At 71.4% G+C, this 23,109-nt stretch carries 18 protein-coding genes and 1 tRNA gene; 8 read left to right on the top strand and 11 right to left on the bottom strand.

Annotated elements, in window-relative coordinates:
* Positions 1-79 precede the first annotated feature (79 nt).
* The 4 genes from hutI to hutU form a co-directional block, all read right to left on the bottom strand.
* Positions 80-1,333: an imidazolonepropionase gene (hutI, locus tag ACFWV8_RS02060; RefSeq protein WP_384197107.1), complete on the bottom strand. Its 1,254-nt coding sequence runs from the start codon at positions 1,331-1,333 to the stop codon at positions 80-82.
* Between the two features lie 17 nt (positions 1,334-1,350).
* Complete coding sequence (locus ACFWV8_RS02055) at positions 1,351-2,718, bottom strand: formimidoylglutamate deiminase (protein ID WP_384197106.1); 1,368 nt, start codon at positions 2,716-2,718, stop codon at positions 1,351-1,353.
* Positions 2,709-3,899: an allantoate amidohydrolase gene (locus tag ACFWV8_RS02050; RefSeq protein ID WP_384197104.1), complete on the bottom strand. Its 1,191-nt coding sequence runs from the start codon at positions 3,897-3,899 to the stop codon at positions 2,709-2,711. The genes ACFWV8_RS02055 and ACFWV8_RS02050 overlap by 10 nt, the downstream gene beginning before the upstream one ends.
* A 212-nt stretch (positions 3,900-4,111) precedes the next feature.
* Positions 4,112-5,785 (bottom strand): urocanate hydratase, encoded by a 1,674-nt coding sequence (hutU, locus tag ACFWV8_RS02045; RefSeq protein ID WP_384197103.1) that lies wholly within the window; start codon positions 5,783-5,785, stop codon positions 4,112-4,114.
* A 116-nt stretch (positions 5,786-5,901) separates the two neighbouring features.
* Here hutU and ACFWV8_RS02040 point away from each other — a divergent pair, with 116 nt between their 5' ends.
* Positions 5,902-7,302: a diaminopimelate decarboxylase gene (locus ACFWV8_RS02040; protein WP_384197102.1), complete on the top strand. Its 1,401-nt coding sequence runs from the start codon at positions 5,902-5,904 to the stop codon at positions 7,300-7,302.
* Positions 7,303-7,312: 10 nt separating this feature from the next.
* Here ACFWV8_RS02040 and ACFWV8_RS02035 read toward each other — a convergent pair whose 3' ends face one another.
* The 3 genes from ACFWV8_RS02035 to ACFWV8_RS02025 form a co-directional block, all read right to left on the bottom strand.
* Positions 7,313-7,960: a hypothetical protein gene (locus tag ACFWV8_RS02035; protein ID WP_384197100.1), complete on the bottom strand. Its 648-nt coding sequence runs from the start codon at positions 7,958-7,960 to the stop codon at positions 7,313-7,315.
* A gap of 76 nt (positions 7,961-8,036) precedes the next feature.
* Positions 8,037-8,873 carry a MurR/RpiR family transcriptional regulator gene (locus ACFWV8_RS02030; protein WP_329386898.1) on the bottom strand — a complete coding sequence of 279 codons (837 nt, stop codon included), beginning with the start codon at positions 8,871-8,873 and terminating at the stop codon, positions 8,037-8,039.
* The gene (locus ACFWV8_RS02025; RefSeq protein ID WP_384197098.1) at positions 8,870-10,471 is read right to left on the bottom strand and encodes an aromatic amino acid ammonia-lyase; all 1,602 of its coding nucleotides are present in this window, start codon (positions 10,469-10,471) and stop codon (positions 8,870-8,872) included. The genes ACFWV8_RS02030 and ACFWV8_RS02025 overlap by 4 nt, the downstream gene beginning before the upstream one ends.
* Positions 10,472-10,724: 253 nt before the next feature.
* Here ACFWV8_RS02025 and ACFWV8_RS02020 point away from each other — a divergent pair, with 253 nt between their 5' ends.
* Positions 10,725-11,150 (top strand): hypothetical protein, encoded by a 426-nt coding sequence (locus tag ACFWV8_RS02020; protein ID WP_329386894.1) that lies wholly within the window; start codon positions 10,725-10,727, stop codon positions 11,148-11,150.
* Between the two features lie 341 nt (positions 11,151-11,491).
* Here the strand turns inward: ACFWV8_RS02020 and ACFWV8_RS02015 are convergent, their stop codons facing one another.
* Entirely contained in the window at positions 11,492-12,889 is a 1,398-nt protein-coding gene (locus ACFWV8_RS02015; protein ID WP_384197097.1) for a cystathionine beta-synthase, read from the bottom strand.
* Between the two features lie 171 nt (positions 12,890-13,060).
* Between ACFWV8_RS02015 and ACFWV8_RS02010 the strand changes: the two genes are divergently transcribed.
* The 3 genes from ACFWV8_RS02010 (at position 13,061) to ACFWV8_RS02000 (ending at position 16,942) form a co-directional block, all read left to right on the top strand.
* Positions 13,061-14,074: an SGNH/GDSL hydrolase family protein gene (locus ACFWV8_RS02010; RefSeq protein ID WP_384197212.1), complete on the top strand. Its 1,014-nt coding sequence runs from the start codon at positions 13,061-13,063 to the stop codon at positions 14,072-14,074.
* 158 nt (positions 14,075-14,232) lie between these two features.
* Positions 14,233-15,453: an acetyl-CoA C-acetyltransferase gene (locus ACFWV8_RS02005; RefSeq protein WP_384197095.1), complete on the top strand. Its 1,221-nt coding sequence runs from the start codon at positions 14,233-14,235 to the stop codon at positions 15,451-15,453.
* A 382-nt stretch (positions 15,454-15,835) separates the two neighbouring features.
* Positions 15,836-16,942, top strand: coding sequence for a hypothetical protein (locus ACFWV8_RS02000; RefSeq protein WP_384197211.1), 1,107 nt, complete (start codon positions 15,836-15,838; stop codon positions 16,940-16,942).
* Here ACFWV8_RS02000 and ACFWV8_RS01995 read toward each other — a convergent pair.
* A complete protein-coding gene (locus ACFWV8_RS01995; protein ID WP_384197093.1) occupies positions 16,926-17,246 on the bottom strand; it encodes a hypothetical protein in 321 nt (106 codons plus the stop codon). The genes ACFWV8_RS02000 and ACFWV8_RS01995 overlap by 17 nt on opposite strands.
* A 103-nt stretch (positions 17,247-17,349) precedes the next feature.
* On the opposite strand from ACFWV8_RS01995, the gene ACFWV8_RS01990 reads away from it, so the two are divergent.
* Positions 17,350-17,580 carry a DUF4287 domain-containing protein gene (locus ACFWV8_RS01990; RefSeq protein WP_189109524.1) on the top strand — a complete coding sequence of 77 codons (231 nt, stop codon included), beginning with the start codon at positions 17,350-17,352 and terminating at the stop codon, positions 17,578-17,580.
* Between the two features lie 100 nt (positions 17,581-17,680).
* Here the strand turns inward: ACFWV8_RS01990 and ACFWV8_RS01985 are convergent, their stop codons facing one another.
* Both ACFWV8_RS01985 and ACFWV8_RS01980 read right to left on the bottom strand, forming a co-directional pair.
* A complete protein-coding gene (locus ACFWV8_RS01985; RefSeq protein WP_384197091.1) occupies positions 17,681-18,562 on the bottom strand; it encodes a Bax inhibitor-1/YccA family protein in 882 nt (293 codons plus the stop codon).
* A 445-nt stretch (positions 18,563-19,007) separates the two neighbouring features.
* Positions 19,008-19,091: transfer RNA gene (locus ACFWV8_RS01980), tRNA-Leu, on the bottom strand.
* Positions 19,092-19,527: 436 nt separating this feature from the next.
* On the opposite strand from ACFWV8_RS01980, the gene ACFWV8_RS01975 reads away from it, so the two are divergent.
* Both ACFWV8_RS01975 and ACFWV8_RS01970 read left to right on the top strand, forming a co-directional pair.
* Positions 19,528-20,289 (top strand): ABC transporter ATP-binding protein, encoded by a 762-nt coding sequence (locus tag ACFWV8_RS01975; RefSeq protein ID WP_384197209.1) that lies wholly within the window; start codon positions 19,528-19,530, stop codon positions 20,287-20,289.
* Between the two features lie 158 nt (positions 20,290-20,447).
* Positions 20,448-22,988, top strand: coding sequence for an ABC transporter permease (locus ACFWV8_RS01970; RefSeq protein WP_384197089.1), 2,541 nt, complete (start codon positions 20,448-20,450; stop codon positions 22,986-22,988).
* Positions 22,989-23,109: the final 121 nt, after the last annotated feature.

Here is a 23,109-nt window from a genome sequence, read left to right as displayed (position 1 = left end):
CCGCGCGGCAAGTCCCTTGCCCGCGGCCGGGGTTCGGTGCTTTTCCGGTCCAGGTCGCCACGCCGTTCTTCCCGCCCGGTCAGTGCAGGCGTTCGCCGGCGCGCCAGACCGCCCGGGTCAGCGGCACTCCCGGCCGGTAGGCCAGATGGACATGGCTCGGGGCGTCGAGCAGGACGAGGTCGGCGCGGGCGCCGCGCGTGAGGCGCCCGACGTCCGTACGGCGCAGTGCGGCGGCGCCGCCCGCCGTTGCCGACCAGATCGCCTCGTCGGGCGTCATCCCCATGTCGCGTACGGCGAGGGCGACGCAGAACGCCATCGACGAGGTGAAGGACGAACCGGGGTTGCAGTCGGTGGACAGCGCGACGGTGACCCCCGCGTCGAGCAGCCGGCGGGCGTCCGGCCAGTCGGCGCGGGTGGAGAACTCGGCGCCGGGCAGGAGCGTCGCGACCGTACGGGAGTTGGCGAGCGCGTCGACGTCCCCGTCGGTGAGGTGGGTGCAGTGGTCGGCGGACGCGGCGTCCAGCTCGACGGCGAGCCGGACACCGGGGCCGTACGACAACTGGTTGGCGTGGACCCGTGGTTGGAGTCCCTTCGCCAGGCCCGCGGTGAGGATCGCCCGCGCCTGGTCGCCGTCGAAGGCGCCCTTCTCGCAGAAGACGTCGATCCAACGCGCGTACGGGGCGCAGGCGTCGAGCATGTCGCCGGTGACGAGGTCGACGTAGGCGGCGGGGTCGTCGGCGAGTTCGGGCGCGACGATGTGGGCGCCGAGGTAGGTGACCTCGTCGGTGTGCCGGGCCGCGACGCGCAGCGCGCGCGCCTCGTCGGTGACGGTGAGGCCGTAGCCGGACTTGGTCTCCTGCGTGGTGGTGCCCTGGCGGAGGCCCTCGGCGAGGTACTTGGCGACGTTGGCGCTCAGCTCGTCGTCGGTGGCGGCGCGGGTCGCGGCGACGGTGGTGCGGATGCCGCCTGCGGAGTAGGGGCGGCCCGACATGCGGGCGTTGAACTCCTGGGTACGGTCGCCCGCGAAGACGAGGTGGGAGTGGGAGTCGACGAAGCCGGGGACGACCGCCCGGCCGCCGGCGTCGACGGCGTTGTCAGTGGCGGGTGCTTTGCTTGATTCACCGACCCAGACGACGCGGTCGCCGCCGATGACGACGGCCGCGTCCTGGATCAGACCGATGGGGGATCCGTCACCGAGGGAGGGATCGTTGGTGACCAGAGCGGCGATGTTGGTGATGGCTGTGGTGGGGGCGGCCGTGGGGGCGCTCGGGTGGACGGGCGTGCCGGCGCTCGTGCCGGTGGTCGTGCTGGCGGGAATGTCGGTCGGCGTCATGGTGGGGGCGCTCTCCTTCAGCCGCGTACGGCCGCGATGGACCGGGCGAGGGCTCCGGGCACGTCCGGGATCAGGGTGTGCTCCCCGTCCCGTACGAGCTGGCGACCGCCCACGATCGTGTGACGCACGTCCGCGGATGTCGCGGCGAATACGGCCGTCTCGGCGCCCAGCCTCGGTACCTGTCCCGCTGTTCTGACGGAGTCCAGGGCAATCGTGACGAGGTCGGCGAGCGCGCCCCGTTCGATCCGGCCTGCCTCGGCCCTGCCGAGGGCCGCGTGGCCGTCGGCCGTGGCGGCGGAGAGGAGCGCGGCGGCCGTCCAGTGGCCCCGGGCGCGGGTGCGCAGCCGCTCGTTGAGCTCCATGGCACGGGCCTCTTCGAAGATGTCGATCACGGCGTGGCTGTCGCTGCCCAGCGACAGGGGCGAGCCCGCGAGCTGGAGCCGCGCGGCGGGGCCGATGCCGTCGGCGAGGTCGCGTTCGGTGGTGGGGCACATGCAGGTGCCGGTGCGGGAGGAGCCCAGCAGGGCGATGTCCTGGTCGGTGAGGTGGGTGTTGTGGACGCTGGTGGTGCGGGGGCCGAGGACCCCGTGGTCGGCCAGGAGCTGGGCGGGGGTGCGGTCGTGGGTGGCGAGGCAGGCGTCGTTCTCGGCGGTCTGTTCGGAGAGATGGACATGGAGCGGGGACTGCCGTTCCTCGGCCCACTCGGCGACGGTCGAAAGCTGCTCGGCGGGCACGGCGCGTACGGAGTGGACGGCCGCGCCGATCCGCACATGGTCGTCGTCCTTGGGATACCGGTCGTGGAGGGCGGACACACGCTCCGCCCAGCCGTGCGCGGTGCCGTCGGAGAAGCGGACCTGGTGGCGGTCCGGGGGCTTGCCGCCGCGCCGCTTGGAGATGCCGGAGGAGAGATAAGCGGTGTCCAGGAGGGTGATCCGGATCCCGGCCTCGTCGGCGGCGGCGATCAGCGCCTCGCCCATCGCGTTGGGATTGTCGTAGGGCGTTCCGCCAGGAGCGTGATGCAGATAGTGGAATTCACCGACGGAGGTGATGCCGGCCAGTGCCATCTCGGCGTACACGGCGCGGGCGAGCGCGTGGTAGGTGTCGGGAGTGAGGCGGGAGGCGACCTGATACATCATCTCGCGCCAGGTCCAGAAGGTGCCGGAGCCGACCTGGACCTTGCCGCGCAGCGCCCGGTGGAAGGCGTGCGAGTGGGTGTTGGCCAGGCCGGGGAGGGTGAGGCCGCGCAGGGCCGTGGCACCGGCGGGCGGGGTGTCGTCCCCCGTACGGACGTCGGTGATACGGCCGTCGTCGACCGTCACGGTCACCGCCGGTTCGACGTGGGTGTCGAGCCAGGCGTGCTCCAGCCAGTACGTCGTCACGTGCACGCCAGCCCTTCCAGTACGTCGGCGAGTGCGAGGACACCGGCCACGCAGTCGTCCTCGGCCGCGAACTCGGCCGGGGAGTGCGAGACGCCGGTGGGGTTCCGTACGAACAGCATGGCGGTCGGAATGGATCCGGACAAAATACCCGCGTCATGACCGGCGCCGGTGCCGAGCACGGGGAGCTTGCCGCCGAGGATCCTGCCGACCTCGTCGCGCAGGCCGTGGGCGAACTCGACCACGGGCGTGAAGGACTCCCGTACGACCCGCAGATCGATGCCCGCGCGCTCGGCGTGCTCGTGGGCCGCCGCCTCGATCGCGGCGACGACGGTGTCCAGGGTGGCCTGGTCGGCGGCGCGGGAGTCCAGCCAGCCGCGTACGAGGGAGGGGATGGCGTTCACACCGTTGGGTTCGACGGCGATCTTGCCGAAGGTGGCGAGTGCACCGACGAGTGCCGCCTCGCGGCGGGCGGCGAGGACGGTCTCGGCGTAGGTGAGCATCGGGTCGCTGCGGTCCGCCAGGAGGGTGGTGCCGGCGTGGTTGGCCTCGCCTTGGAAGTCGAAGCGCCAGCGGCCGTGTGGCCAGATGGAGGAGGCGATGCCGACTGGGTCACCGGTCAGGTCGAGCGCGCGCCCCTGCTCGACGTGCAGTTCGACGAACGCGCCGATGCGGGCGAGGCGTTCGGGGTCGGGCCCGATGGCGTCCGGGTCGTATCCGGCCGCCTCCATGGCGCGCGGCAGCGGGACGCCGTCCCCGTCGCGCAGGGCGTGCGCCTGCTCGACGCCGAGCTGCCCGGCGGTGAGCCGGGAGCCGACACAGGCGAGCCCGAACCGGGCGCCCTCCTCGTCACCGAAGTTGGTGATCGCGACGGGTCGGGTGAACTCGGCTCCCCTGCGGCGCAGTTCGTCGAGCGCGGCGAAGGAGGACACCACGCCGAGCGGCCCGTCGAAGGCGCCGCCGTCGGGCACGGAGTCCAGATGCGACCCGATGACGACGGCGTCCCCGGCGCCGGGGTCGCCGAGCCAGGCCCACTGATTCCCGTTCCGGTCGCTCTCGTACGCCAGCCCGCGCGCCTCGGCCTGCGCCCGGAACCAGCCCCGGCACTCAAGATCGGCCCCGGTCCAGGCGTACCGCCGATACCCACGGCTACCGGAGTCCCGCCCGACGGGCGCGAGCTCCCGCCACATCTCCTGAAAGGAGACACCACCGGCCTGGACCGGGGCCCGTCCGGGGTCGCCGGGTACCTCACCCGCGGCGCCGGGGGAAGCCGCCCCAGCGCCAACCGATGGCCGCGCACCACCCGCCGCGCGGGCGGGCGGACGCGCGGCGCCACCCACCGCCCGGCCGGGTCGCGGTGCTCCCCCGGTCTCGCCCACAGGGCCCGGACCGCCCGCGGGGGTCACTCGCTCTCCCGCATCGGGATGCGGACGCCGCGGTCCGTGGCGACCGTTGTCGCCGTGTCGTAGCCCGCGTCGACGTGGCGGATGACGCCCATGCCCGGGTCGTTCGTCAGGACGCGGCGGATCTTCTCCGCCGCCAGTGCCGTGCCGTCCGCGACCGTCACCTGGCCCGCGTGGATCGAGCGGCCCATGCCGACGCCGCCGCCGTGGTGGATCGAGACCCAGGTCGCGCCGGAGGCGACGTTGACCATGGCGTTCAGCAGCGGCCAGTCGGCGATGGCGTCCGAGCCGTCGAGCATCGCCTCGGTCTCGCGGTACGGGGACGCCACCGACCCGGCGTCCAGGTGGTCGCGGCCGATGACGACCGGCGCGGCGAGTTCACCGCTCGCCACCATGTCGTTGAAGCGCTCGCCCGCCTTGTCGCGCTCGCCGTAGCCGAGCCAGCAGATGCGGGCGGGCAGGCCCTGGAAGTGGACGCGTTCGCCGGCCATCTTGATCCAACGGTGCAGCGAGGCGTTCTGGAGCGAGTCGCCCTCGGGGAACAGCTCCAGGATCGCCCGGTCCGTCTTGTGGATGTCCGACGCCTCGCCGGACAGCGCCGCCCAGCGGAACGGGCCCCGGCCCTCGCAGAACAGCGGGCGGATATAGGCCGGTACGAAGCCGGGGAAGGCGAACGCCCGGTCGTAGCCCGCCAGTTGGGCCTCGCCCCGGATGGAGTTGCCGTAGTCGAAGACCTCGGCGCCCGCGTCCATGAAGCCCACCATCGCCTCCACGTGCCGCGCCATGGACTCGCGGGCGCGGAGCGTGAAGTCGGCCGGCTTCTCGGCGGCGTACGACGCCATGTCGTCGAAGTCGACACCCAGCGGCAGATACGCCAGCGGGTCGTGCGCCGACGTCTGGTCGGTGACGATGTCGATCGGCGCGCCCTCGGCGAGCATCCGGGGCAGCAGCTCCGCCGCGTTGCCGAGCAGCCCGATCGACAGGGGCCGGCGCGCGTCGCGCGCCTGGGTGGCGAGCTGGAGCGCGTGCTCCAGGGAGTCGGCCCGCACGTCCAGGAAGCGGTGCTCGATGCGGCGGTCGATCGCGCGCGGATCGCAGTCGATACAGATCGCGACCCCGTCGTTCATGGTCACGGCCAGCGGCTGCGCGCCGCCCATCCCGCCGAGCCCGGCGGTGAGGGTGATGGTCCCGGCGAGGGTGCCGCCGAACCGCTTCGCGGCCACGGCGGCGAACGTCTCGTACGTGCCCTGGAGGATGCCCTGCGTGCCGATGTAGATCCAGGAGCCGGCGGTCATCTGGCCGTACATGGTGAGGCCGAGCTGTTCCAGGCGGCGGAACTCCTCCCAGTTGGCCCAGTCGCCGACCAGGTTCGAGTTGGCGATCAGCACGCGCGGCGCCCACTCGTGGGTCCGCATCACGCCCACCGGGCGGCCGGACTGGACGAGCATCGTCTCGTCCTGCTTCAGCGTCCGCAGCGTGCGTGTCATCGCGTCGAAGGAGCGCCAGTCGCGCGCGGCCCTGCCCGTGCCGCCGTAGACGACGAGCTGGTCGGGGTGTTCGGCGACCTCGGGATCAAGGTTGTTCTGGAGCATGCGGAGGGCGGCTTCCTGCTGCCATCCCAGGGCGCTCAGTTCCGTACCGCGCGGTGCCCGTACGGGTCGGGGTCCTGACATGGCGGGTGCCTCCTCCGTCACTGCTCCACTGTTGGCCGATCTATTCACATACTCCGGGCCTGAATAGATGTAGTCAACAGTGGAGCAACCGGCGGCCGGATGATTGGCTGACACGCATGATCGAGGACACCGGCACGGCCCACGAGACAGGCGAAGACAACGGCACCGGCTACGCGGGACCCGAGTCGGCGAGGGAGGCCGCCGACCGGCGCGATCTCGCCGTACGGGCGGCCGTCGGGCAGGGGCTGCTCACCGAGGCGGCTCCGATCGCCGCCCTGCTCGACGTGGCGGGTATCCGTGCCTCCGTCGCCGCGCTGCACGCCGCCTTCGCCGCCGTCACCGCCCCGGACACCCGCGTCCTGCACACCTTCGCCGTCAAGGCCGCGCCCCTCGTGCCCGTCGTGCGCCTCCTGCGCGACGAGGGCGTCGGCGCCGAGGTCGCGAGCCCCGGCGAACTGGGCATCGCGCGCGCCGCCGGTATCCCGCCCGAGCGCACCGTCCTGGACTCCCCCGCCAAGACGGGCGCCGAACTCCGCGAGGCCCTCGCCCTGGGCATCGCGGTCAACGCCGACAACCCCCAGGAGCTCACCCGCCTCGACGCGCTCGTGCACTCGGCGCCCACCCGTTCCCCGATCGGTCTACGGGTCAACCCGCAGACCGGCAGCGGCTCCATCGGCGCCCTGTCGACGGCGACGGCCACGTCCAAGTTCGGCGTCGCGCTGCGCGACGAGGGCGCCCGTGCCCGGGTCGTCCGGGCCTTCCTGGACCGGCCCTGGCTGACCCGGCTGCACACCCACTCCGGCTCCCAGGGCGTGCCGTTCGCCCTCATGGCGGAGGGCGTCCGGACGGTCCACGAACTGGCCGAGGAGATCAACGCGGCGGCCGGCCGGCAGCAGGTCGACACCATCGACATCGGCGGCGGCCTCCCGGTCAACTTCTCCTCCGACGAGCAGACCCCCACCTACGCCGAGTACGCCCGGCTGCTGAAGGCCACCGTCCCCGGGCTGTTCGACGGCCGCTACGGGCTCGTCACCGAGTTCGGCCGCTCCCTGCTCGCCAAGCACGGCACGGTCCTGGCCCGGGTCGAGTACGCGAAGTCCGCCGGCGGCCGGCCCATCGCCGTCACCCACGCCGGCGTGCAGATCGCCACCCGGACCGTCTACGACCCTGAGTCATGGCCGCTGCGCATCGCGGCGTACGACGCCGAAGGCCGGCCCAAGAACGGCCCCGACGTCAACCAGGACATCGCGGGCCCGGCCTGCTTCGCGGGCGACGTGCTGGCCACGGACCGGCCCCTGCCGCTGCTGGCGCAGGGCGATGTCGTGGCGGCGCTGGACACCGGCGCGTACTACTTCGCCAACCACTACGCGTACAACAGCCTGGCCCGGCCCGGCATCCACGGGTTCACCGCGACGGCGGGCGCGGTGCGGTTCGCCACCGTACGGCCGGCGCAGACCGTGGCGGAGATCGTCGCCGAGTCGGGCGGCGGGGATCCGGACGCGCTCGTACGGGACTGATCAACGGACGTCAGACGGGAGCCCGTTCCGCCTTGGCCTTCTTGCCCTGCTTGGCCTGCCTGGGCTGCTTGGGCTGCCTGGCCTGCTTCTCGCGGGGCCGCCGCGCCCCGCCGGGTGCGGCGTCCCCCGCCTCCAGGCCGGTCGTACGGAAGCCCTTGACCTTCTTGCCGACCGGGCTGCCGCGCCCGGCCCAGTCGGTACGGACCCACAGCAGTTCCCCGCCGGCGCGCTCACCGCGGCCCAGCAGGACGGCCTTGAGCCACAGCCCGGCTCCCGCGCCCGCGAGGGCGGCGCCGCCCGCGACCGGTACGGCGAACGAGAGGCCCGCCGCCGCGATGAACCCGCCCGCCAGCCACCACACATGGGCACGCCGCCAGACCCGCAGCGTCACCGCGCGGTCCTGGAGGTAGTCGAACTTCCCCGCGCGCGAAGTGGCTTCGCCCCAGCCGCCGTACCGCCGTCGCCGCACGAGTGCGACGGCCGCCGCGCTGAGGACGAACAGCGCCACCCCCGCGTACAACCCGGTCCGGCGGCCGGTCAGTCCGGGGATGAACGCCCCGGTCCCCGCCGCCACGACCCCCAGCCACCACATCGGGGCCGCACCGGCCCTGACGATCACCGCTACCCGCGCCAGCGACTGCTGCCCTCCGCGTCCCACGGCCGCCTCCTCTTCACATAAGTTTTGGCGGGCAGATTAATGGCGTTTCCTGAGCTTTTCCTGAGAACGGGCGAACTCATTCGACGAAGAGGCCCCGGGCCGCGGCCCGCCCGTCGAACTCCTCCAGGCGCGCCTGCGCGTCCGGCAGGTCGTCGCACATCGCCTCCAGCAGCACCCGGCCCAGGAGCATCGGCGCGCACGCCGTGTCGAAGGCGAGGCCCGTGCCGACGGCCGCCGGGATCAGCAGGTCGCTGTGGGCGGCGACGGGCGCGAAGGCCGAGTCGGCGACCGTGACCACGAACAGCCCGGCCTCGCGCGCGTAGTCCAGCGCCTCCACGACCTCCTTGGGATGGCGCGGCAGCGCGAAGCAGAGCAGGGCGCTCGCGCCCGCGCGGCGCGCCGTGTCGACCCGGTCGGCGAGCATCGTGCCGCCCTCGTCGAGGAGCCGGATGTCGGGGTGGACCTTGGCGGCGAAGTAGGCGAAGCCCTTGGCCTGCGCCGAGGCGGCGCGCAGACCGAGGACGAGCAGCGGGGTGGACGCGGCGAGCACACGGCCCGCCCGCTCGACGGGCCCCGGGTCGGCGAGCAGGTCGGCCAGCTGCCGCAGATTCTCCAACTCGGCGTGCACGGCCTGCTGGTACTCGTTGTACGCGGACTCGCCCGCGCCCTGGCCCGCGGGCGCGACGTCCCGCAGGTGCCTGCGCAGCGCCGGGTAGCCGTCGAAGCCGAGCGCGACGGCGAAGCGTGTCACCGATGGCTGGCTGACCCCGGCGAGTTCCGCCAGCTCGACGCTGGACAGGAACGGCGCGTCGGCGGCCCTGCGCACCATGCTGTGCGCGATACGCCGCTGGGTGGGCGTGAGCCGGTGGCCCTCGAAGAGCTCCTGGAGCCGGGCGGCCGGACTGTCGCTCACGCGTTCCCCCTCGTCGTACCTGCCGTGCCGGTGCCACCCACCGGGCCCGTACGTGTCATGTCGTCAGCCGTGGCGGCGAGTTGGTCGAGCAGCCGCGCCGCTCCCGTCACATCATCGGTCAACGGCCGGTCGGCGACCTCCGCGTCCAGTACGGACTCGGCCAGGGCGAAGGCCCTGCCGACGGGCAGCCCGGCCTCGGGCCTGAGGCCGCGTTGGCGCAACGCCCTTACGGCGGCGACGAGTTCGCAGCCGACGACCAGACGGTAGGGCTCGCACGCCCGCAGTGTCTGGCGGGCGGCCAGCGAGGCGAAGCTGGCCTGCTCCTCCACGCCACGGGACAGTACCGCGTGGCCGAGCGAGGCCGGGGCGGAGAAGGCGCGCAGGTCGCCGAGGGCGGCCCCGGCCGCGTACTCCAGGATCATCACGCCGGAACTGGCCGGCTCGGCGTCCGCGAGGAAGGGCCGCAGCCGGGTGAGGGCCGGTTCGTTCAGCGCGGAGAGCCGGGAGGTGGACAGCCGCGCGGTCTGGACGACGGCGAGCCTGAAGTGGTCGAGCGCCAGGGCCAGTTGGGCGAGATAGAAGCCGCCGTGGTGGTACGCGGCGGGCGCCAGGTCGGCATCGGTGCCCGGACAGATCAGCGGGTTCTCGGCGGCGGAGTTGATCTCGACGGCGAGCGCGCTCTCCAGCGCGCGGGCGGCGTCCCGTGCCGGGCCGTGGACCTGGGGGACGCAGCGGAAGCCGTACGGGTCCTGGATGCGGCCGAGCGGCGGGGTGGGGCGTTCGGGGGCGCCGAGGATGTGCCGCATCCGGGTGGCAACGGTGTACGAGCCGGGGTGCGGGCGCGCGGCGTGGACCGGCTCGGCGTACGCCTCGTAACTGCCGTCCACGGCGAGCAGCGAGAGCGCGGCGACGAGTTCCGTGGCCGCGATGAGCCGACCCAACTCGTCGAGCGCGAGGGCTGCCTGACCGAGCGTCAGGGCGTTGCTGCTGATGAGGGCGAGGGCGTCGTTGTTGTCGAGGGGCCCGGACTCGGGCGGCCGGCCGCCCTGCCAGGGGTGTTCGCCCACGAGGGCGAGGCCCAGCTGGGAGAGGGCGGCGATGTCACCGGTACCGACCGAGCCGAACTCGTTGACGACGGGGTGCGCGCCGGCGGTCAGGGCGTCGCAGAGTGCGGTGATGACGGTGGTGCGCAGTCCGGCGCCGCCGGCGAGGAGCTGGTTGGCCCGCACGGCGAGCATGGCGCGGACCTCGCGGGCCGGCAGGGGGCGGCCGATCGCGCCCGCGTGGCTGCGCAGCAGGCGCAGGCCGTGGTCGGCGGCGGTGTCGGAGGGGACGGTCTCGGTGCGGTTCGCGCCGACGCCGGTGGAGCGGCCGTAGACGCGGCCGGATGCGGCGAGTTCGCGCGCGGTGTGCCAGGACCGCTCGACGCGTTTCATGGCGTCGGTGCCGGGGACGGGGCGGGCGGTTCCGTCGGCCAGCCGGACGATGTCGGCGACGGGGAGGCTCTGGCCGTCGAGGACGACGAGGGCGGGGCCGTACGGCGTCTCGTACGGCAACGGGGGCTCGTACGGCGTCTCGTACGGCACATGGTCCGCCATATGGGGCACCCCTTCGGAACGTGGCAATCCGTTCAGCCGATCACCGGCGCGCGTGGCGTAGGAAACGACACCTCCGCGCACACCGCCGGGCGTCCCTGATGGAGCCATTGCTCATGTCAGCAGATTAACGATCATTTCGAGCGGGGGCGCAACAAACACGTTCCGGCGGGAAGCGGGCCCTGAGGCGCCCCCGGGGTAAAGAGGGGGGATAGCCCCACTGCCCATGGGGCGCCGCCTTCGTACCGTTGTCGCCATGGAAGCCCGCGACCCTGAGCTCAAGAAGGAGCTCGACGCCACCCTTCAGGCCCGCAGAGAGCTGGGGCCCGAGTACGAGTCCGCGCTCATCGAGTCCTTCCTGGAGAAGCTCGATCAGCGCCTCGACCACACGACCGACCGTCGTGTCCGGCGTCAGCTCGCCGAACAGCAGATGGTCGTGGCCCGGGGCGCCCGACCGCCCAGTACGGAGGAGTCGTTCGCCGAGCGGTACGGCTTCGGCGTCATCTCGCTCGTGCTCTCCATCCCGATCTCCGCGATCGGCGTGGTGCAGGCGGACTTCGCCGGGCTCTGCGTGGCCTGGCTCGGCATCGTCGGCGTGAACGTGGCGCAGGCGGCCGGTGGTGTGCCCTGGGCGCGCCGGCGTTCGCGCGGGTCGAAGCAGTCGTCCGACTGGGAGGACTGACGCCGCACGCACGCACGTCGGCCGGTCCGCGGGCGGACCGGCCGACGTGGCACGTGGTGGGGTGGGGCGAGGCCCGGTGGTACGGATAAGTCGCGGGAACCGCCGCACCCCCGTTTCCGGAGGGCGGGACGACGGCGGTCCCCGCGAGGGACCCGGGCCGGGTCAGTACCGGCACCGTGTCCTGGCGTCCATGTGGGTCCGGGAGCCGCTCCGGAGGTCACTGACGCCGACAACAACCAGTGTGGCCGGACCGTGTTAAGCGCGTGCTGCGCGTAGATGTCGCGCTGGTACCACTTCCGCGAAGGGCCGCACGGCCCGTCCCGGCAGACCCGGTCGACGGCCTACTTGGCTTCCTTCGCGAGGAACGCGAGCAGGTCCTGCCGGCTCACCACGCCCGTCGGCTTGCCCTCCACCAGCACGATCGCGGCGGCGGCCGCGTTGGCACCGCTCAGCGCGGTCATCAGGTCGGCCACCGGCTCGCCGGAGCCGACCTGCGGCAGCGGCCCCGACATGTGCTTCTCCAGAGGGTCGCCGAGCGAGGCGCGCCGGCCGAAGAGCGCGTCGAGCAGCTCGCGCTCCACGACGGACCCGATGACCTCGGCCGCCATGACGTCCGGGTGCCCGGCGCCGGGCTTCACGATCGGCATCTGCGAGACGCCGTACTCGCGCAGGACCTCGATCGCCTCGCCGACCGTCTCCTCGGGGTGCATATGAACGAGCGAGGGCAGGGCGCCGCCCTCCTTGTACCGCAGGACGTCACCGACGCGCGGGGCGTCCCCGGCCTGCTCCAGGAAGCCGTAGTCGTTCATCCACTCGTCGTTGAAGATCTTGCTGAGATAACCCCGGCCGCTGTCGGGCAGCAGGACGACCACCACGTCGTCCGGGCCGAGCCCCTCGGCGACCCGCAGCGCGGCCACGACCGCCATGCCGCAGGATCCGCCGACCAGCAGGCCCTCCTCCTTGGCGAGGCGCCTGGTCATCTGGAAGGAGTCCTTGTCGGACACGGCCACGATCTCGTCCGTGACGGTCCGGTCGTACGCGCTCGGCCAGAAGTCCTCGCCGACGCCCTCGACCAGATACGGGCGGCCCGAGCCGCCCGAGTAGACGGAGCCCTCGGGGTCGGCGCCGACGATCTTGACTCGCCCGTCGCTGACCTCCTTCAGATAGCGGCCGGTGCCGCTGATCGTGCCGCCCGTGCCGACGCCGGCGACGAAGTGGGTGATCCGCCCGTCCGTCTGCTCCCACAGCTCGGGACCGGTGGTCTCGTAGTGCGAGCGCGGATTGTTCGGGTTGCTGTACTGGTCCGGCTTCCAGGCGCCCTCTGTCTCGCGCACCAGCCGGTCGGAGACGTTGTAGTACGAGTCGGGGTGCTCGGGGTCGACCGCCGTGGGGCAGACGACGACGTCCGCGCCGTACGCCCGCAGCACATTGATCTTGTCCGTGGAGACTTTGTCGGGGCAGACGAAAATGCAGTGGTAGCCCTTCTGCTGGGCCACGATCGCGAGTCCGACGCCGGTGTTGCCGCTCGTCGGTTCGACGATCGTGCCGCCGGGGCGGAGTTCGCCGCTCTCCTCCGCGGCCTCGATCATGCGCAGGGCGATACGGTCCTTCACCGAACCGCCCGGATTGAAGTATTCGACCTTGGCAAGAACTGTCGCCTGAATGCCCGAGGTCACATTGCCCAGCTTCAGCAGCGGGGTATTGCCAACCAGACTGATCATCGAGTCGTGGAATTGCACCGTTGTCTCCGGGGTCTCCGTGATGGTCCGGCCAGCGTATGCGCAGCCGTAAGAGATTGGGCCACGGCCGTTACGGGGCAATTACCTCTTGCTGGTCTGATTGCGGTGTGTGAATGGCTACAGCGTGTGAACGGCTACAGGGAGGTGACCCCGACTGTGTCGAGAGCGAGAGTGGCACGGCGGATCGCGGCGGGCGCGGCTTACGGCGGTGGGAGCGTCGGTCTGATCGGAGCGGCCGGAGTGGGCCTCGTCCTGGCCGAGGTCCAGCTGGCGAAGCGGTCGGTCGGCGGCGGCAGGGCACCGATCCCGCCCCGGGGCAACGGTTGGTACGGGCTGGTCTACGGGCACACCGACCCGCTGCGGATGGGCATCCTCGGCGACTCCACGGCGGCGGGGCAGGGCGTGCGGCGGGCGGGCCAGACACCGGGGGCGCTGCTCGCGTCGGGCCTGGCGGCGGTGGCGGAGCGGCCGGTGGACCTGCGGAACGTGGCGCTGCCCGGCGCGCAGTCGGACGATCTGGAACGGCAGGTGACGCTGCTGCTCTCGGACGCGTTCCCGGCCCCGGACGTCTGCGTGATCATAATCGGCGCGAACGATGTCACTCATCGCATGTCGGCCACCGCCTCGGTCCGCTATCTCGCGGCGGCGGTACGACGGCTGCGGACGGCGGGCTCGGAGGTCGTCGTCGGCACCTGTCCCGACCTGGGAACGATCGAGCCGGTGTACCAGCCGCTGCGCTGGCTGGCCCGCCGCGTGAGCAGGCAGCTGGCGGCGGCCCAGACGATCGTGGCGGTCGAGCAGGGCAGCCGTACGGTCTCGCTCGGCGATCTCCTGGGGCCGGAGTTCGAGGCGAATCCCCGCGAGATGTTCGGAGCCGACAACTACCACCCGTCGGCGGAGGGGTACGCGACGGCCGCGATGGCCGTCCTGCCGACGCTCTGCGCCGTACTGGGCCTGTGGCCGGAGACGGACCATCTGGACTCGGCGCGCGACGAGGACATGCTGACGGTGGCGAAGGCGGCGTCGGCGGCTGCGGCCGAGGCGGGTACGGAGGTCACGGGCGCGCGGGCGCCGTGGGCCCTGCTCAAGCACCGCAGGCGCAGGCGCCTGCCGGCACCGGAACCGACCCAGACGGAACCTGCCGCACCCCCGCCCTCCCCGAAGGAACAGGCCCATCGCACCTGAACCCCCGAGGCGGCCGTTCTGAGCGCTTGCTTAGCAGCTTCCGGCATGCCACGCTGCGGTCCTCGTCACACGTACAGCCCGGTGACCCGCGCAGTACGTGCGGGTAACTTCACCAGACGGCACTTCCGCCGTACCGCACCCGCGCCACTGGAGCCGTGATGCCCGAAGCCGTGATCGTCTCTGCCGCCCGCTCCCCCATCGGGCGGGCCTTCAAGGGCTCCCTGAAGGAGCTGCGGCCCGATGACCTGACCGCCACGATCATCCAGGCCGCACTCGCCAAGATCCCCGAGCTCGACCCGCGCGACATCGACGACCTGATGCTCGGCTGCGGTCTCCCGGGCGGCGAGCAGGGCCACAACCTGGGCCGGATCGTCGCCGTACAGATGGGGATGGACCATCTGCCCGGCTGCACCGTCACCCGCTACTGTTCGTCCTCGCTCCAGACCTCCCGCATGGCGCTGCACGCCATCAAGGCGGGCGAGGGCGACGTCTTCATCTCGGCTGGTGTCGAGATGGTGTCCCGCTCCGTCAACGGCTCCAGCGACGGCATGCCCGGCACCCACAACCCGGTCTTCGCCGACGCCGAGGCCCGTACCGCCGACGTCGCGGCCTCCGAGGGCGCCGGCTGGCACGACCCGCGCGAGGACGGTCTGGTCCCCGACGCGTACATCGCGATGGGCCAGACCGCCGAGAATCTGGCACGTCTCAAGGGCATCACGCGCCTGGAGATGGACGAGTTCGGCGTGCGGTCCCAGAATCTCGCCGAGGAAGCCATCAAGAACGGCTTCTGGGAGCGCGAGATCACCCCCGTCACGACCCCCGACGGCACGGTGGTCGCCAAGGACGACGGCCCCCGCGCCGGCATCACCCTGGAGGGCACCCAGGGCCTCAAGCCCGTCTTCCGCCCGGACGGACTGGTCACGGCCGGCAACTGCTGCCCGCTCAACGACGGCGCCGCGGCGCTCGTGATCATGTCGGACACCAAGGCGCGCGAGCTGGGCCTGACCCCGCTGGCCCGGATCGTCTCCACCGGGGTCTCCGCCCTCTCGCCGGAGATCATGGGGTACGGTCCGGTCGAGGCCAGCAAGCAGGCGCTCGGCCGCGCGGGCCTGGGCATCGGCGACATCGACCTGGTGGAGATCAACGAGGCGTTCGCGGCCCAGGTCATCCCCTCCTACCGGGCCCTGGGCGTGGACCTGGACAAGCTGAACGTCAACGGTGGCGCCATCGCCGTCGGACACCCCTTCGGTATGACGGGTGCGAGAATCACGGGCACGCTCATCAACGGGCTCCAGTTCCACGACAAGCAGTTCGGCCTGGAGACCATGTGCGTGGGCGGCGGCCAGGGCATGGCGATGGTCATCGAGCGGCTGAGCTGAGCCGGAGCGGAGGGTAGGGGCGGCCCGAGGTACGAGGGCGGCACCTGCCCGCAGCGGTGGCGAAGCGAACGCGACCAAAGAGAACGAGCGGCTGAGCTGAGCCGGGAACGGCCGAGCTGAGCCGGGGCGGAGCCTGACCTGGGCCGGAGCGGCCGAGCCGAACCCGGTCGAGCCCCAGTCGTGACTCAATCTCCCCCAGGATGTGACCTACCTGCTGGGGGAGACCCATTTACGCTGGTCGCGGCGGTAATTGGGCTGATCGTAAGGTCGAAAGACCTGTCCAATTCATGACGTAATGCACTGCCGACGTGCGCGCCCCCACGACAAGCTGATGTAGGAAGTCGGGGGACCATTGAAGACCGGGAGTAAGTCAGTGAGCGCCATGTCTATTGCCCTGCTGCTCACCACGGCCGCCGCCACGGCCGTGGGCGTCGCCGCCCTGCACGCCGCACACGGGCTGCGCCGAGAGGTCACCGCCCTGCGCGGCGAACTGTCCCTGGCCGGCCGGAGCGGCCCCGGCGCCGCCGTACCGCAGGCACGCTGCGGGGACTCGGCTTCGGCCGCCGGCGCCTCCACCGAGGACATACGCCTCGCCGTCGCCGAGGCCCTGGCCGAGGAGCGCGAGCGCGAGCTGGCCGAGGCGCGTGCCTTCTGGGCCGCGCAGGAGGCCCGCGACGCGTCCGACTCGCCGTCGCTGCTGAGCGGCCTCACCGGTCCCGGCGCCGACGACGGTCCGTTCTACGTGCCGCGCCAGACCGACTTCGTGGGCCTGGAGGCGCTGGACCTGGACGCCCTCGACCGCGCCGACCGCGCCCGCCGTGCCGCCGACGACGACTACGACGACCTCGCGGAACTGGCGGAACTCGCCGAGCTGCGCGAGCGCGCCGAACTGGGCGAGCCGGCCGACAGCGCCGACGCCGCCGACCTCGGTGAGTACGACGACCTGGAAGAGCTCGCGGAGTACGGGAACTTCGACGGCCTGCCCTCGCTGAGCGAGGTGAGCGAGGTGAGTGAGGTCAGCGAGGTCGGTGAATTCGCCGAGGACTCCCCGGAGCTGGCCGCCGCCCGCCGCAGGCACCCCTCGCACCCGGACTTCGTGCCGGTCCGTACGCCGGTCGTCACCGACCACGAGCGCACGGTCGCCCGGCTCGAAGAACTGGCCGACGCCCGTACCGCGCTGGCCGACGTCCGCCCCGGCCCGCTCGGCACGCTGGACGTGTACGTCTTCACGGACGGTACGACGCTCTGTATGACCCCGGGCCACCGCGAGACCGCCGAACGCCTCGCGGGCGCGCTGCGCGACGGCGGTACGCCGTTCCTGCTGGGCGGCTCGGGCATCTCGGGGGCGTACGCCCTCACCTTCTCCTGCGGCGTGCCCGCCGGCGCGTGCGACGGCACGGGCGCGGAGAACACGGGTACGGCGGACGAGGACGTCCCCGCCGACGACCACATCTACATCCTCGCCGACCGGGTCATAGCCTCGCTCTAGTCACGGCCCGCTCGACAGCCCGCACGGCCTCGTCCAGTTCCGCCACGGACGGGGCCGCTCTCAATGCCTCGGCCAAGTCACCCGCCGCGACGGTGAGTTGATCGGCGACGACGAAGACGCCGGCGTCCGGCATGATCCTCGGCGGCTCGTCCGGGGCCTCGATGCGCTGGGCGGTGGCGGACAATTCCCTGGCCAGAGCCAGCCCTTCGGCTGCGGCACCGCGCTGAAGCCGGCTCTGCGGGGCTACCCGCAGCCGGTCGGCGAATCGGTCCACGGCGGCTGTCAGGCGCGTCGTATCAAGCACCCCGCGACCCTACGCGCCTCCCCCCAACTGTTGCCAACGGGCAAACGCTCAGGCACCGTGGCGTGAAGGACCAGTACGCGCGAAGCTGCCTCCGGAGGCGCCGATGTCCCTTGTTTTCTCCGAAGAGACCCACCGCAACCTGTTGTCCCGTATCCCGCAGTGCACCGGTCGCGAGATCTCCGACTGGCTCCGCGCGGTCGACGAAGGTCCCGCGCTCGTGCGCTTCGACGAGAAGGTCGCCTGGCTCCGCGGCGAGCACGACCTCGCGTACGGGCACGCCAAGGCGATCATCCATGAGCACGACCTGAGGCGGGCCGCCCGCCGTCTGGGCTGACACCTCCGGGCCGACCACACGGGGCCGGCACCCATCGGCATGACGAAGGGGTCCACGGGCACTCGCCCATGGACCCCTTCGTCATGCCTTGCGACCGCTACTAGTCGTTGCCGCTCAGGATCGAGAAGAGCCGCAGCATCTCCAGGTAGATCCAGACCAGCGTCATGGTGAGGCCGAAGGCCGCCATCCAGGACTCCTCGCGCGGCGCGCCGTACGTGACGCCGTCCTCGACCTGCTTGAAGTCGAGCGCCAGGAAGCACGCGCCGAGGATGATGCCGATGACACCGAAGAGAATGCCGAGGCCGCCGCTGCGGAAGCCGAGGCCGTCACCGCCGCCGAAGACACTGAACAGCAGGTTGGCGACCATGAGGAGGACAAAGCCCATCGCGGCGGCCATCACGAAGCCGTAGAAGCGGCGCGTGACGCGGATCCAGCGCATCTTGTACGCGAACAGCACACCGGCGAAGACCGCCATCGTGCCCATCACGGCCTGGACGACGACGCCCGGCGAGAGGTACGTGCTCACCGTGCTGCTGATCACGCCGAGGAAGACGCCCTCGAACGCGGCGTAACCCAGGATCAGCGCGGGAACCGGCGTGCGCTTGAACGACTGGACCAGCGCGAGCACCAGGGCCACGAGGGCCGCGCCGATGGCGATGCCGTACGACTTGCCGAGGTTGCTCTCGTCGACCGGGAGCAGGACCCAGGCCAGGACGGCCGTGAGGACGACCGTGCCGAGCGTGGACGCGGTGCGCGTCACCACGTCGTCGATCGTCATGACCCCGGCGCGGGCGGGGGCCTGGGGGCCGCCGTACTGACCGTCCGTCTGCGGGGCGTAGGGGTTGGCGGCGTACGGGTTGGTCGCGTACGGGTTCTGCGTGCCTACGGCGGGGCCCCCGGCCTGCGGCGCCGCGTTGAAGCCCGCTTGGCCGTTGTCGCGACTGAAGCCCCGTCGCGAGAAGACCGGGTTGCTGCTCCTCATCTCACTCCTCCATGGCGGCCACCGTGCGCGGCCTTGGCACAAGAGTAATGGGGGAGCAAAAGGAACACCCTAGTGCCCAGGGAGGATCTTTCCTCGATCGTGACGCGACAGGTTCCGGCCCCGGGCCGCCAGGACGCCCCGGGCCGCGGCCCGCTGGCGGTTCCTCGACCGTCCGGGGCTCCGACGACGGCGTCGCGGGGACCCTTCGGCGGCACCGTCCCGGCGACCCCGAATCTGTTGATTGACGCGCACTCGACAAGATGATCATGGGCTCTGAGCTGCGGATTCACCGCGATTCTGAGCTGACTATTCGTCAAGAACGCTATTTTTTCCACAAGTTGGCCGCCGGGGGTGATCTGCAGGCACGTTTCAGCAATAATGTGCCTCAGAGGCAAAAAACTGGGGGTGAATCGATCTTCGCAGGTCAGCACACTTTCAGAGTGTGTGCCCGGAACCGGACTTGAACCGGTACGCCCCAATTGGGGCAGCGAGGTTTAAGCTCGCCGTGTCTGCATTCCACCATCCGGGCGTACGCGGCTCCGCGTTGGCTCACGAGCCTATCCGGGAGGACCCCTCGGACGGCCGAGTACTCAGCCGATCTTGTCTGATTTTATTGGCACCTGAGGGAGTGTCAGCCCTGGTAACACGCCATCGGCACATGCCGGAAGCAGGACGAAGGTCTTGATACGGACCTTGCGATATGACGGAAAGTCGCCGCTCTCTGTCTACTATTCGCCACTCCCCGCACACGGATTGCACACAGGCGTCGAAGGTATGACCGGACGGTGACGGGAGTACCTGAGTCAGGGTCGACGTCATACCGGAGGAGGACGGAGCGGCCTTCCGGTCCGACCCGAGAGGGCCCCAGGAACGGGCATGAGGGGTGACGACCTGGTCCCTCACGGCGGAGAGGATGAAGTCAATCCGCCAGACACTCCCCGCTAGGAGCCCCGCCCGTGACGACCATGCCTCTCCTCCACCGCGCCAGCGCCGTGGCCGCCCACGCCTCCGGCTTGTCCAAGGTCTACGGGCAGGGCGAGACGCAGGTGGTCGCCCTCGACCAGGTGACCGTCGACTTCCGGCAGGGCGAGTTCACCGCGATCATGGGCCCGTCCGGGTCCGGCAAGTCGACCCTGATGCACTGCGTGGCCGGGCTGGACAGCTTCACCAGCGGCTCGGTGCGCATCGGCGACACCGAGCTGGGCAGCCTCAAGGACAAGCAGCTCACCCAGCTCCGCCGCGACAAGATCGGCTTCATCTTCCAGGCGTTCAACCTGCTGCCGACGCTGACGGCCCTGGAGAACATCACGCTCCCCATGGACATCGCGGGCCGTAAGCCCGACAAGCAGTGGCTCGACAACGTGATCTCGATGATCGGTCTCAAGGACCGGCTCCACCACCGTCCCACCGCGCTCTCCGGCGGCCAGCAGCAGCGGGTGGCCGTGGCGCGCGCCCTGGCCTCCCGCCCCGAGATCATCTTCGGTGACGAGCCGACCGGAAACCTGGACTCCCGGGCCGGCGCCGAGGTGCTGGGCTTCATGCGCAACTCCGTACGGGAGCTGGGCCAGACGGTCGTCATGGTCACGCACGACCCGGTGGCCGCCTCCTACTCCGACCGGGTCATCTTCCTCGCGGACGGCCGGATCGTCGACGAGATGCTGCACCCCTCCGCCGACGGTGTGCTCGACCGGATGAAGGCCTTCGACGCCAAGGGCCGCCGGAGCTGACCTCCGCCTCCCCGCGCCCCTGACGCCCTCCTCTCCCGCCCGGCCGGCACCTCCCGGCACGTCGTCCCGCCCCGCCGCCCTCCGGCCCCGGTCCGTCCCCAACGACGCCTCCGGTCGCGCCGTCCCCTCGCCCTGCCCACTTCGTCTGGACTCCCACCATGTTCCGTACCGCCCTGCGCACTGTGCTCGCGCACAAGGCCCGGCTGCTGATGACCGTGCTCGCCGTGATGCTCGGCGTGGCCTTCGTCTCCGGCACCCTGGTCTTCACCGACACCCTCGGCAACGCCTTCAACAAACAGTCGGCCAAGAGCTACAAGGACGTGGCCGTCGCCGTCTCCACCTACGAGTCCGGCGAGTCCGGACCCGACGGGAAGAAGCCGGAGCCCGGACTCAGCCCGAAGACCCTCGACCGGATCGCCGCCATCGACGGCGTGGAGACCGTCACCGGCCGGGTCGACGGCTTCGCCGGCGTGGCCGACCCGGACGGCAAGCTCATCGGCAACGGCTGGTCCAACACCGGCACCAACTTCTTCCCCTCCGGGAACGGCAAGGACGCCGCGTACGACTTCACGGACGGCGCGGGCCCCACCGAGGCCGGCCAGATCGCGCTCGACAAGTCCACGGCGTCCAGGGGTGAGTACAAGGTCGGCGACCGCGTACGGGTCGCGACCAGCGGGCCGGTGAAGGAGTACACCCTCTCCGGTGTCTTCACCACCGAGGACGGCGCCGTCAACGCGGGCGGCAGCCTGGTGCTGTTCGAGACCGCCGTCGCGCAGAAGCTGTACCTGGAGCCGGGCTTCTTCCGGGACGCGACCGTCACCGCGGCGCCCGGCGCCTCCGACAAGGAGATCCTCGGCAAGGTCGAGCCGCTGCTGCCCGAGGACGCCGACGCCCAGACCGGCGCGCAACTCGCCGACGAGCAGGCGGAGCAGATCGAGAGCCAGCTCAGCGGCATCAACCAGATGCTGCTCGCGTTCGCGGCCATCGCGCTCTTCGTCGGGATCTTCCTGATCTCCAACACCTTCACCATGCTGGTCGCCCAGCGCACCAAGGAGCTGGCGCTGCTGCGCGCCGTCGGTGCATCGCGCCGCCAGGTCAAGCGCTCGGTGATGGCCGAGGCGCTGGTCGTGGGCGTCGTCGCCTCCGCGATCGGCTTCGTCCTCGGTATCGGCCTCGCCGTCGGACTGCGTTCCGCCATGGGCTCGTTCGGCGCGAAGGTGCCCGCGGGACCGCTGGTGATCAGCCCGGTCGCCGTCGCCGCGGCCTTCGGTGTCGGTGTGGTGATCACCCTGATCGCCGCCTGGCTGCCGTCCCGCCGCGCCGCGAAGATCCCGCCGGTCGCCGCCATGAGCAGCGTGCACGCCGTGGCCACCATGAAGTCGCTGGTCCTGCGCAACTCCATCGGCGCCGTGCTCACCCTCATCGGCGCGGCGGGCATCATCGCCGGCGCCGGGGTCGGGAAGGACGGCAAGCTGCTCATCGGCGCCGGTGCCTTCTTCGCGCTCGTCGGCATCATCGTGCTGATCCCGCTGCTGTCGCGCCCGGTCATCGCGCTCGTACAGCCGCTGCTGAAGGGGCTGTTCGGCGTCGCGGGCAAGCTCGCCGGACTGAACTCGGTGCGTAACCCGCGCCGTACGGGCGCCACCGCGTCCGCGCTCGCCATCGGCCTCACCCTGGTCACCGGCCTCACCACCGTCGGCGTCACGCTCGGCCAGGCCATCGACAAGATGACCACGGACAACATCAAGGCCGACTACATGGTCACGATGGCCAGCGGACGCGGTCTCGACGAGTCGGCGGTCACGGCGCTGGAGAAGGCGCCGGGCGTCAGCGCGGTCTCCCCGCAGCGTGCCTCCTACCTGCTGGTCGACGACAAGGACACCGCGGCGTCGGGTGTGACGCCCGGCGACATCACAAAGGTCCTCGCCCTGAAGACGGAGACCGGTTCGCTGGACACGCTGAGCGGTGACGCGATCGCGGTGGACTCCAAGACCGCCAAGTCCCGCGGCTGGAAGACCGGCGACACCGTCACGGTGGAGTACCAGGACGACAAGAAGGCGCGGCTGAAGATCGGCGCGACCTACGAGCAGAACGAGTTCACCTCACCCGTCCTGATCTCCACGGATCTGCTGGGGCCGCACGAGTCGAGGCCGCACACGCCCGAGGTGTACGTGGCGATGGACGGCGGCATGACCGAGGCCAACGAACAGGCCCTGGTGGACGCGCTGGGCGACAACCCGGCGATCAGCGTCAACGACCGCCAGGACATCAGGAACATGTTCGGCGGCATGATCAACACCGCGCTGAACATCATGTACGGACTGCTGGCCATGGCCCTGATCATCGCGGTGCTCGGTGTCGTCAACACCCTCGCGATGTCCGTCTTCGAGCGTCAGCAGGAGATCGGCATGCTGCGGGCGATCGGCCTGGACCGCCGCAGGGTCAAGCGCATGATCCGGCTGGAGGCCGTGGTGATCTCGGTCTTCGGCGCGGTGATCGGTGTCGGGCTCGGTACGTTCCTGGCCTGGGCGATCGGCGAGACGATCCGCTCGTCGATCCCAGGTTACGCGCTGGTCCTGCCGTGGGAGCGGATCGGGATCTTCCTGGTGCTCGCGGGCCTGGTGGGTGTGCTGGCGGCGCTCTGGCCGGCGCGCAGCGCGGCGAAGCTCAACATGCTGACGGCGATCAAGACGGAGTGAGTCCGGGCGCCTCCGGCGCACCTGGCTCACGGGCCCCGCACCCCCCTGGGTGCGGGGCCCTTCGCCGTGCGGGCACAGCTGAAGCGCGCCCGGCGGCCCTGGGGCCCGTCCTGGCGCGCGT

The sequence above is a fragment of the Streptomyces sp. NPDC058665 genome, from assembly GCF_042714995.1.
Classification (GTDB): domain Bacteria; phylum Actinomycetota; class Actinomycetes; order Streptomycetales; family Streptomycetaceae; genus Streptomyces.
The sequence above is the reverse complement of the archived record's forward strand: the minus strand, read 5'-3'. Positions and strand labels throughout refer to the sequence as shown.

What these genes read in the sequence shown, in the direction of transcription:
- hutI (WP_384197107.1), bottom strand. Translation starts at nt 1,333, where the DNA reads ATGACGCCGACCGACATTCCCGCCAGCACGACCACCGGCACGAGCGCC.
- ACFWV8_RS02050 (WP_384197104.1), bottom strand. Translation starts at nt 3,899, where the DNA reads ATGTGGCGGGAGCTCGCGCCCGTCGGGCGGGACTCCGGTAGCCGTGGG.
- hutU (WP_384197103.1), bottom strand. Translation starts at nt 5,785, where the DNA reads ATGTCAGGACCCCGACCCGTACGGGCACCGCGCGGTACGGAACTGAGC.
- ACFWV8_RS02040 (WP_384197102.1), top strand. Translation starts at nt 5,902, where the DNA reads ATGATCGAGGACACCGGCACGGCCCACGAGACAGGCGAAGACAACGGC.
- ACFWV8_RS02025 (WP_384197098.1), bottom strand. Translation starts at nt 10,471, where the DNA reads ATGGCGGACCATGTGCCGTACGAGACGCCGTACGAGCCCCCGTTGCCG.
- ACFWV8_RS02020 (WP_329386894.1), top strand. Translation starts at nt 10,725, where the DNA reads ATGGAAGCCCGCGACCCTGAGCTCAAGAAGGAGCTCGACGCCACCCTT.
- ACFWV8_RS02005 (WP_384197095.1), top strand. Translation starts at nt 14,233, where the DNA reads ATGCCCGAAGCCGTGATCGTCTCTGCCGCCCGCTCCCCCATCGGGCGG.
- ACFWV8_RS02000 (WP_384197211.1), top strand. Translation starts at nt 15,836, where the DNA reads ATGTCTATTGCCCTGCTGCTCACCACGGCCGCCGCCACGGCCGTGGGC.
- ACFWV8_RS01990 (WP_189109524.1), top strand. Translation starts at nt 17,350, where the DNA reads ATGTCCCTTGTTTTCTCCGAAGAGACCCACCGCAACCTGTTGTCCCGT.
- ACFWV8_RS01985 (WP_384197091.1), bottom strand. Translation starts at nt 18,562, where the DNA reads ATGAGGAGCAGCAACCCGGTCTTCTCGCGACGGGGCTTCAGTCGCGAC.
- ACFWV8_RS01975 (WP_384197209.1), top strand. Translation starts at nt 19,528, where the DNA reads ATGCCTCTCCTCCACCGCGCCAGCGCCGTGGCCGCCCACGCCTCCGGC.
- ACFWV8_RS01970 (WP_384197089.1), top strand. Translation starts at nt 20,448, where the DNA reads ATGTTCCGTACCGCCCTGCGCACTGTGCTCGCGCACAAGGCCCGGCTG.